Origin of the sequence: Actinomadura sp. 6K520 (assembly GCF_004349245.1) — a bacterium.
Classification (GTDB): domain Bacteria; phylum Actinomycetota; class Actinomycetes; order Streptosporangiales; family Streptosporangiaceae; genus Spirillospora.
On the sequence record NZ_SMLC01000223.1, the window covers coordinates 1 to 9,714 of the forward strand.

Sequence of the window (9,714 nt, forward strand, 5' to 3'; positions counted from 1 at the left end):
CGATCCGGCCCCCGATCCGGCCCCTGATCCGGCGCGTCGCCGCTCATCGCCGGCCGTGCAGGGCCGCGGCGGAGCGGACGTCCACCGGCGGGCGGGGCGCGGGCAGCCCGGTCTCCTCCTCGCACCGGTCGAGGATCTCCGCCAGCGGCGGGCCCATGTCGAACACGGGGACCTCCGCCCGCGCGGCGTCCAGCTCCGCCCGCAGCCGCTCGGTGGCCGCCTCGTCGAGGGTGCCGTCGGCGGTGCAGACGACGCCGTAGTCGCGGGCGCCGTCGGCGGTCACCAGCCCGCGCCGCACCTCCAGCGCCACCAGCTCCGCGGGCCGCCGCAGCGGGTCGCCCCATCCGCCGCCGCCCCACGTGACGAAGTGGAGCACGTCGCCGGGGCCGACCGGGACGTCATGGATCTTGCTGGGCAGCACCTCGCGGGTGCCGTCGGCCCGGTCGATCCACTTGCGGCCCCGCTCCCCCGGGCGCCCGCCGTTCACGCCCCACGGGTAGGTGAGCCAGCGGTCGTCGTGGATCGCGATCGTGCCCGGCTCCTCGAAGCAGTACGCGACGTCCACGCCGTTGCCGCCCCGGTGCAGGCCGGCGCCGCCCGAGTCGGCGATGGTCTCCCACCGCTCGATGCGCAGCGGGTAGTACGACTCCAGGTACTCGCAGGGGATGTTGCGGAAGGACGGCCACAGCGAGTGCCCGTCCGGGCCGTCCCCGACCGGGCGCCCCGGCACCCCGCCGAACCCGATCGAGTACAGCTGGAACCACTCGCCCTCGCGCGGCCCCGAGGTGTAGTGGCCGGAGTACATGAAGTGCGGCGAGGACGAGAACCCGGCCGCGTTCAGGATCTCCGGGTTGGTCTGCCCCAGCAGCCCGCCGAACAGGTCGAACACCCGGCCGATGCCGTGGTTGCGGGCGTTCAGCGCGGCGGGGTGCCGGGGCTTCCAGAACGAGTCCTCGGGGATCGTCACGTCGATCAGCGGGTAGAAGCCGTCGTTCCACAGGATCTGCGGGTCGGCCACCGTGATCACGTAGATGCCGAAGAACATCCGGACGAGGTTCTCGTTGATGAAGTAGTTGACCGGCCCCACGGCCTGCGGCGCGGCGTGCGAGAAGTCCAGATGGATCTTCTCGCCGTGCCGGGTGAGGGAGATCTTCAGCTCGTAGGGGCCGTAGCCGCAGCCGTCGTCGCAGATGTAGTCGGCGAACTCCAGCGTCTGCCCGTCCTCGAACAGCGCCGCCAGCAGGACCTTCATGGCCTGGTAGTTGCGGTCGAGCAGGTCGTCCAGCGCGGACAGGTACGTCTCGACGCCGAACCGGTCGCACAGCTCGGTCACCCGCCGCGCCGCCGTGGTGCAGGCGGCGACGAGGCCGTTCAGGTCGGCGCGGTTCCACTCGGGCATCCGCACCTGGTTGAGGATGATGCCGAGCGCCGCCTCGTTCAGCTCGCCGCCCTCGTACAGCTTGAACGGCGGGACGATCACGCCTTCCTCGTAGATCGTGCGGGCGTCGGCGGGCATCGAGCACGGCGTCTTGCCGCCGACGTCCGACATGTGGCCGAACATCGAGGACCAGCCGACGAGCCGGCCGCGGTGGAAGATCGGCACCACCAGCAGCCAGTCGTTGGCGTGGCTGATCGCCGCGCCGCACGCGTACGGGTCGGACGTCATCAGGATGTCGCCCTCGCCGATCGTGCCGTCGAAGTTGGCGAGGAAGTCCGGCACCGACAGCCCGAACTGGCCGACGACCATCTTGCCGTCCGGGTTGGCGATCAGCGGGAACTCGTCGTGCTGCTCGCGGATGCCCGGCGACAGCGCGGTGCGGAAGAGCACCTCGTCCATCTCGTAGCGCGCGTTGCGCAGCGCGTTCTCGATGATGTCGAGGGTGACCGGGTCGATGTCCACCCGGCCGACCGGCTCGGTGTTGGTCTGCAGGATCTCGGCCATCAGCTCTCCTCGGTCGGGCGGATCAGCAGGCTGCCGCTCGGGTGGACGGTCGCGGCGTGGCCGGGCAGCACGAGCGTGGTGGAGTCCATCTCGACCACGATGGCCGGTCCGGTCACCACGTCCCCGGCGAGCAGCCCGGAACGGTCGTAGATGTTCGCGCGCCGGGTCTCGCCGTCCATCCACACCTCGGTCTCGCGGACCAGCGCGGCGGACGGGTCGCCGGTCCCCGGCGGCAGCGTGCGCCAGGCGACCTCCGGGCGGGGGCCGCTCACGGTGACGCGCAGGTTGATCACTTCGCGTTCGTTGTCGAGCAGGAAGGAGAACAGCCGCTTGTGCTCGGCGTCGAACGCGGCGCCCAGCTCGGCCAGCAGGTCTCCGGCGACGGCGTCGCGGTCCACCTCGACGGGGATCTCGAAGCCCTGCCCGTGGTAGCGCAGGTCGATCTGGTACGTCTGCGTCTGGACGTCGCGCGGCACGCCCTCGGACTCCAGCCGCGCGGCGGCGGTGTCGGCCAGTTCCAGCAGCGCGGTGCGCAGCTCGGCGTCGTCCAGGGTGGAGAACTGGCGGACCATCGTGCGGGCGGCCTCGTCGCGGGGGCAGGTCGTCGCGTCCCCGTACGCGCACAGGACGCCCGGTGACGGCGGGACGATCACCGGCCAGGAGCCGGTGAGGCGGCCGAGGGCGTTGGCGTGCAGGGGGCCTGCGCCGCCGAACGACACGAGCGCGAAGTCGCGCGGGTCGAAGCCCTGCTGGACGCTGATGAGCCGGAGCGCGCCGAGCATGTTCTCGTTGACGATGTCGACGATGCCCGCGGCCGCGGCCTCCACGCTCGGCAGCCCCATCGCGTCGGCGATGCCCCGGACGGCCTTGCGGGCGGCCTCGGCGTCCAGCGAGATCTCCCCGCCGGCGAGGTCCTGCGGCAGGTGCCCGAGGACGACGTTGGCGTCGGTGACGGTGGGTTCGGTGCCGCCCGCCCCGTACGCGGCGGGACCGGGGTCGGCGCCCGCCGACTGGGGGCCGACCCGCAGCGCCTTGGTCAGTTCGGGGACGTGCGCGACCGAACCGCCGCCCGCGCCGACCGTGCGGACGTCGACGCTCGTCGCGCGGACGGTCAGGTCACCGACGCTGGTCTCCCGCCCGATCCGGGGATGCCCGCCGAGGACCAGCGCCACGTCCGTGGACGTGCCGCCCATGTCGAAGGTCAGGAAGTCCTTGAACCCGGCCTGCTCGGCGAACCACACCGCGCCCGTGACGCCGCCGGCGGGGCCGGACAGCAGCAGCGCCACCGGGTCCTCGGCCGCCTTGGCGGCCCGGGTCAGCCCGCCGTCGCTGCGCAGCACCGACAGCGGCGCGGTGATCCCGCTGCCGGTGAGGGAACGGTCCAGGTTGGTGACGTAACGGGATACCTCGGGCTGCACGTAGCTGTTGGCCACGGTCGTGATGGTGCGCTCGTACTCCCGCATCTCCGGCAGCACGTGGCTGGACAGCGACACCGGGACGCCGGGCAGCTCCTCGGCGGCCAGCTCGGCGACCCGCCGCTCGTGCGCGTCGTCGGCGAACGAGTTGATCAGCGCGATCGTCAGCGCCTCGATGCCGGCCCCGGCGAGGCGGCGCAGCTCGGCGCGGGCGCGCTCCTCGTCCAGCGGGGTGACCACCGAGCCGTCGGAGGCGATCCGGCCGGGTACCTCCACCGTGTGCTCCAGCTTCGCGAGGGGCTCGGGCTTCGGCCAGATGATCCAGCCGGCCAGGCCGCCCGGCACGTACGACCGGGCGATCTGCAGGACCTGGCGGAAGCCCTCGGTCGTCACCAGGCCGACCCGCGCCCCCTTCCCCTGCAGGATCGCGTTGGTCGCGACCGTGGTGCCGTGCAGGACGTGCGCCACCTCGGTCAGGTCGATCCCGGCGTCCCGGCACACCTTGCGGATGCCGTTGAGGACGCCCTGGGACTGGTCCTCCGGGGTGGACGCGGTCTTCGCCCGGTGGCTGACGCCGGTCTCCTCGTCCACGAGCAGCACGTCGGTGAACGTGCCTCCTACATCAACGCCTAGGCGATAGCCCATGCCGACCTCCCGGGATGTCTTCGTTGACAGTCAGATGACTCCGCGCTCCGACAGCGCGGCGATCTCGGCCTCGTTCAGCTCCAGGAGGCCGCCGTACACCTCCTGGTTGTGCGCACCGAGTCCCGGGCCGGGGTGCCGTACCGCGCCGGGGGTCTCGCTGAGCTTGGGGAACGCGTTGTGCATCGGCAGTTCGCCGAAGTCGGGGTGGGCGAGCCGCACGATCGCGTCGCGGGCGGCGAAGTGCGGGTCCTCGAACATGTCCCTGGCGGTGTAGATGCGGCCCGCGGGGACGCCGTTGTCGTGCAGGGTCCGCAGGAGCTCCGCCGTCTCGACGCCGGACGACCACGCGGCGATGATCTCGTCCAGCTCCGCCATGTTCCGGCCGCGGGCGGCGTGCCCCGCGTAGCGCGGGTCGCCGCTCAGCTCGGGGCGGCCCATCGTCTTGGCGAGCCGCGCGAACACGGTGTCCTGGTTGGCGGCGATGAGGATCATCTCGCCGGACGCGGTCGGGTAGACGTTGCTGGGCGACACGTTGGGCAGCACCGAGCCGGTGCGCTCCCGCTGGTAGCCGGCCACGGCCCACTCGGGCAGCAGCGACTCCATCATCGCCAGGACCGCCTCGTAGATGGCGGAGTCGACCACCTGGCCCCGCCCGGTGCGGGTGCGGTTGTGCACCGCCACCAGCGTGCCGATCGTGGCGAACACGGCGGCGAGCGAGTCGCCGAGCGAGATCCCGGCGCGGGACGGCGGCTTGTCCGCGTCGCCCGTCACGTACCTGATGCCGCCCATCGCCTCGCCGATCGACCCGTACCCGGCGCGGGGCGCGTAGGGGCCGGTCTGCCCGAAGCCGGACACGCGGACCAGCACCAGCCCGGGGTTCGCCTCGCGCAGCCGCTCGAAGTCCAGGCCCCAGCGCTCCAGCGTCCCGGGCCGGAAGTTCTCCACGACGATGTCGGCCCGCTCGATGATCCGCCGGGCGAGGTCCTGGCCCTCGGGCGTGCGCAGGTTGCAGGTCACCGACTTCTTGTTTCGGGCGACCACCGGCCACCACAGGGACTTGCCGTGCGGCTTCTCCCGTCCCCACTGGCGCATCGGGTCCCCGGCGCCCGGCGACTCCAGCTTGATCACCTCGGCGCCGAAGTCGCCGAGGAGCTGCCCGCAGAACGGGCCGGCGAGCAGCTGCCCCATCTCCACCACGCGCAGGTCGGAGAGCGGGCCTCGGGCGTCCTGGGCGGCGCCGTCATCGATGGACATCTGGCGGGTCCTCGTTTCCGTGTGTTCGGTCGTGGGCGGGGGGCATCGCTTCGTCGCCCGGGGCCGGTGGGGAGGCGGCGCGCAGCAGCACCGCCTTCGCGGCGAGGACGTGCGCCCGCGTCACCGACTCGGCCCAGGTGCCGTCGCCGGCGCGGAGGGCGGCGACCAGCTCCCGGTGGTGGGCGCAGCTCCGGTCGAGGTCGCCGGGCGAGTAGCGGTGGAAGGTGCGCATCACCAGCGGGAGCTGCGTGACGCTGTTGAGCATCGACACCAGCCGGCCGCTGGCGGACGCGGCGCGGACGATGCCGTGGAACTCGGCGTTCAGCTCGGCGACCCGGTCGAGGTCCTGCGCTCCGCCGGGCGCGCAGGACCGTTCGATGAGCTCGCACAGCTCCGCCATGCGGGCGGTGTCCTCGGGCTCGATCCGGGTGGCGGCCCGGCGGGCGGCGGCGCCCTCCAGCAGCATCCGCAGCTCGTAGATCTCCTCCAGGTCCTCCGGCGTCCAGTCCGGGACGCGCGCGCCGCGGTGCGGCAGGATCTCGACGAGCCCCTCGACCTCCAGCCGGCGCAGCGCCTCCCGCACCGGCGTGCGGCTGGACCCGGTGGCCTCGGCCAGCTCCGCCTCGCCGAGGCGCGCGCCGGCCGGGTGGACGCCGTCCAGGATGTCGGCGCGCAACCGTGTGTAGACACGGTCCACGGCTCGGGCCATCCGGTCCTCCTCCGGGTCGATTGCATGCAACATAGACACTCGAACCCGCTTGACACAAGGTGTGACCTGTGTAAATTCGACATACCACCCACAGATTGCATACAAGGGGACCTGGATGGCGGAAGTCGAAGTGGTCGAGGTCGGCCCCCGGGACGGGCTGCAGAACGAGGCCGCGATCCTGCCGGCCGCCGACAAGGTGCGGCTCATCGAGCGCAGCATCGCCGCGGGGCTGCGCCGGATCGAGGCCGTCAGCTTCGTCAACCCCAGGCGGGTGCCGCAGATGGCCGACGCCGAGGCCGTGATGGAGCGGGTCCCCCGCGTCGAGGGCGTCAGCTATGCCGGGCTCGTCCTCAACCCGCGCGGGCTCGACCGGGCGCTCGCCACCGGTGTCGACGAGGTCAACGTCGTGGTCGTGTCGACGGACGAGTTCAGCCGGCGCAACCAGGGCTGCACGGTCGACGAGGGCGTCGCCAACTGGACCGCCATCGCCCGGAACGCCCGCGAGGCCGGGCTCTACCGCACGGTCACCCTCGCCGCCGCGTTCGGCTGCCCGTTCGAGGGCGAGGTACCGGCAGACAAGGTCCTCGACCTCGTCCGGCGGATCACCGAGAGCGAGCCCCCGGACGAGATCTGCATCGCCGACACGATCGGCGTGGGCGTCCCCGCCCAGGTCCGCACACTCCTGGAGGGCGCCAGGGAGATCGCCCCGGACATCCCGCTGCGCTGCCACTTCCACAACACCCGCAACACCGGGTACGCCAACGCCCTCACCGCGCTCGACCACGGGGCCGGCGCGCTGGACGCCAGCACCGGCGGGTTCGGCGGCTGCCCCTTCGCGCCCGCCGCCACCGGCAACATCGCGACCGAGGACCTGGTGTACGCGCTGGACCGCAGCGGCATCGCGACCGGTGTCCGGATGGGCCCGGTGACCGAGACGGCCGCCTGGCTCGCCGAGCGCCTCGACAGCCCGGTACAGGCGCTACTGGGCCGCGCGGGCCCCTTCCCCGCCTGACGCCCTCCCCCTCGACCTACCCCGGGTCTCGCTACGGTAGGGCGATCCGGAGGGAGCGGTGATGGCGCGTTCGTGGTGGGGCTGGGGCAACGTCGAGGACGCGGTCGGCGGCCGGGAACTGGAATCGCTCCTGTCCCGGGTGCGCGCCCTGACGTCCGGCGAACTGACCGGCCACGAGCCGCCGGACGCCGGCGCGCTCGACCTGGCCGCCCCCAGGGTCGGCCCGCCGGAGGCGCTCGCCGGGCTGTGCTCCGCCGACCCGGCCGACCGCGCCGCCCACGCGCACGGCAAGGCGTTCCGGGACGTGGTCCGCAACCTGCAGGGCGACCTGCGGCACGTCCCCGACCTCGTCGCCCGGCCCCGCGACGAGCGGGATCTGGTCGATCTGCTCGACTGGTGCACCCGTGACGGGATCGCCGTGATCCCGTACGGCGGCGGCAGCTCGGTCGTCGGCGGCGTCGAGCCGCGCTTCGACGACCGTCCCGCGGTGACCGTCGATCTCGGGCGGCTGGACCGGGTCCTGGAGGTCGACCCGGTGAGCCGCGCCGCCCGTATCCAGGCGGGCGTGTTCGGCCCCGACCTGGAGGAGCGGCTCAGGCCGCACGGGCTGACGCTGCGGCACTTCCCGCAGTCGTTCGAGTTCTCGACGCTGGGCGGCTGGCTGGCCACCCGCTCCGGCGGCCACTACGCGACCCTCTACACCCACATCGACGACATGGTCGAGTCGATGCGCGTGGTCACGCCGGCCGGGACCGCCGAGTCGCGGCGGCTGCCCGGCTCTGGCGCCGGGCCGGCCCCGGACCGGCTGTTCCTCGGCAGCGAGGGCGCCCTCGGCATCATCACCGAGGCGTGGCTGCGGGTGCAGGACCGGCCGCGGTGGCGGGCCAGGGCGTCCGTCCGGTTCGCCGACTACACCGCCGCGGTGGCGGCGACCCGGGCGGTCGCGCAGAGCGGGCTGTACCCGGCGAACTGCCGGCTGCTGGACGCCGCCGAAGCGCTGATCAACACGGGCGTGGCAGTGGAAGGCGGCGTGCTGCTGCTCGCGTTCGAGTCCGCCGGCCATCCGGTCCAGGCGTCCCTCGACCGGGCCCTTGAGCTGTGCCGCGACCACGGCGGCGAGGTCCGGGACGAGCCCGGCGGACGGGGCACCGGCGACGCCTGGCGGTCGTCGTTCCTGCGGATGCCCTACCAGCGGGACGCGCTGGCCCGGCACGCGGTGATCGCCGAGACGTTCGAGACGGCGTGCACCTGGGACCGGTTCGCGGAGCTGCACGCCGCCGTCACCGGGGCCGCCCGGGAGGCGCTCCGCGAGGTCGCGGGCGACGGCGTCGTGACGTGCCGGTTCACCCACGTCTACCCGGACGGCCCGGCGCCGTACTTCGGCGTCTACGCGCCCGGCCGCTGGGGCGGCATGGTCGCCCAGTGGGACGAGATCAAGAGCGCCGTGTCCGAGGCGATCGCCGCGAGCGGCGGCACGATCACCCACCACCACGCGGTCGGCCGCGACCACCGCCCCTGGTACGACCGCCAGCGCCCCGGCCCGTTCGCCGCCGCGCTGACCGCCGCCAAGTCCGCGTTGGACCCGGCCGGCATCCTCAACCCGGGTGTCCTGATCCCCTAGCGCGGGAGTGGGCCGCGCGGTGGGCGGCCATGCGGACGGGCGCGTTGGCGGTGCCGTAGCCGTGGTAGCCGGGAGACCGCTGGACGAACTCGAAGAACACCCGCGATCCCAGGATTCCGGTGCAGAGGTGGAAGTACTCGGCGTCGCCGTCCCGGTCGTAGAACACGTTGTGCTCGCGCAGCGCGGCGAGCAGCCCCGGGTCGAGCGCGAGCCGGGCGTCCAGGTCGTCGTAGTAGTTGGCGGGGACGTCCAGGACCGGGGCGCCGCGCTCGCGCAGGACCCGCGCGGTGCGGAAGACGTCGCCGGTGGCGAACGCCACGTGCTGGGGGTCGGGGACGGCCGGGGCCCAGGCGCCGCGGCGCAGCACGGTGCCGTCGAGCAGGAGGCGCAGCGTGCGGCGGGGGTCGGTGACGGCCCGGCTGCGGACGAGCCCGAACGGCGCGGCGAGTTCGGCGTCGTGCTCGGGCGCGAGGCCGAACAGTGAGCGGTAGAAGAGGGTCGCCTCGTCGAACGCGTCGAAGGGCTGCGCGAGGGCGAGGTGGTCGATCGCGGTGATGCCGGTCCGGTCCGGGCCCGGGGAGCCGGAGAGGATGAAGTCGCCGAGCCAGCCGTCCGCGGCGCCGGTCCGGCAGAAGAAGACGGCGGTGCCGTCCGGGGCGGCCACCGACGTCAGGTCGGCCTCGGCCGCGCCGCGGGTCCGCGGCAGCGCGGGGGCCAGCAGCGCGGTGGCGCGCCGCGCCGCGCCTTCGGGGTCGCCGGTCTCGACGGCGAACGCGCCGATCGCGGCCCGGGACGAACCGGTGGCGTTGAGCAGGACCCGGGCGTCGCCCTGCTGCCACAGCTCCACCGGTTTGGACCGGTGCTGCCCGATGTGCGCGAACCCGGTGGCGGCGAGCGTCCGGGCCACCTCGGTGCCGGACTCGGCGTCGACCGCCAGTTCCACGAACGCGAACCCCTCCGGCGCGGGGGCGGGCGGGGTGCTGCTCTTGGCGGTCGGCGGCGGGCGCGCCGCCACACCCGCCCGGCTGGTCCTCGCCGGGGCCGCGCTGAACGCCGCGCTGTACTCCTACGTGAACGCGGTGCAGCTGCTCGACACCGCGTCCCTCGACCGGATGC

The 9,714-nt window shown here is 73.6% G+C and carries 7 protein-coding genes; 2 read left to right on the forward strand and 5 right to left on the reverse strand.

The window, feature by feature from the left end; all coding sequences use genetic code 11:
* Positions 1-43: 43 nt before the first annotated feature.
* The 4 genes from E1289_RS33565 to E1289_RS33580 are packed head-to-tail and all read right to left on the reverse strand — an operon-like array spanning position 44 to position 5,965.
* Complete coding sequence (locus E1289_RS33565) at positions 44-1,942, reverse strand: hydantoinase B/oxoprolinase family protein (RefSeq protein WP_131987509.1); 1,899 nt, start codon at positions 1,940-1,942, stop codon at positions 44-46.
* Positions 1,942-4,002, reverse strand: a complete 2,061-nt coding sequence (locus tag E1289_RS33570; protein ID WP_131987511.1) for a hydantoinase/oxoprolinase family protein — start codon at positions 4,000-4,002, stop codon at positions 1,942-1,944. Before E1289_RS33570 ends, E1289_RS33565 begins: the two co-directional genes overlap by 1 nt.
* 30 nt (positions 4,003-4,032) lie before the next feature.
* A complete protein-coding gene (locus tag E1289_RS33575) occupies positions 4,033-5,256 on the reverse strand; it encodes a CoA transferase (RefSeq protein WP_131987513.1) in 1,224 nt (407 codons plus the stop codon).
* Complete coding sequence (locus E1289_RS33580; protein ID WP_131987515.1) at positions 5,243-5,965, reverse strand: GntR family transcriptional regulator; 723 nt, start codon at positions 5,963-5,965, stop codon at positions 5,243-5,245. The genes E1289_RS33575 and E1289_RS33580 overlap by 14 nt, the downstream gene beginning before the upstream one ends.
* Positions 5,966-6,080: 115 nt before the next feature.
* On the opposite strand from E1289_RS33580, the gene E1289_RS33585 reads away from it, so the two are divergent.
* Together E1289_RS33585 and E1289_RS33590 are read left to right on the forward strand one after the other, a co-directional pair.
* Positions 6,081-6,977 (forward strand): hydroxymethylglutaryl-CoA lyase, encoded by an 897-nt coding sequence (locus E1289_RS33585; RefSeq protein ID WP_131987517.1) that lies wholly within the window; start codon positions 6,081-6,083, stop codon positions 6,975-6,977.
* Between the two features lie 61 nt (positions 6,978-7,038).
* On the forward strand, positions 7,039-8,598 hold the full coding sequence (locus tag E1289_RS33590; RefSeq protein WP_131987519.1) for an FAD-binding oxidoreductase: 1,560 nt from the start codon (positions 7,039-7,041) through the stop codon (positions 8,596-8,598).
* Here E1289_RS33590 and E1289_RS33595 read toward each other — a convergent pair.
* Positions 8,573-9,541 carry a VOC family protein gene (locus E1289_RS33595; protein WP_207929321.1) on the reverse strand — a complete coding sequence of 323 codons (969 nt, stop codon included), beginning with the start codon at positions 9,539-9,541 and terminating at the stop codon, positions 8,573-8,575. The genes E1289_RS33590 and E1289_RS33595 overlap by 26 nt on opposite strands.
* Between the last annotated feature and the right edge of the window lie 173 nt (positions 9,542-9,714).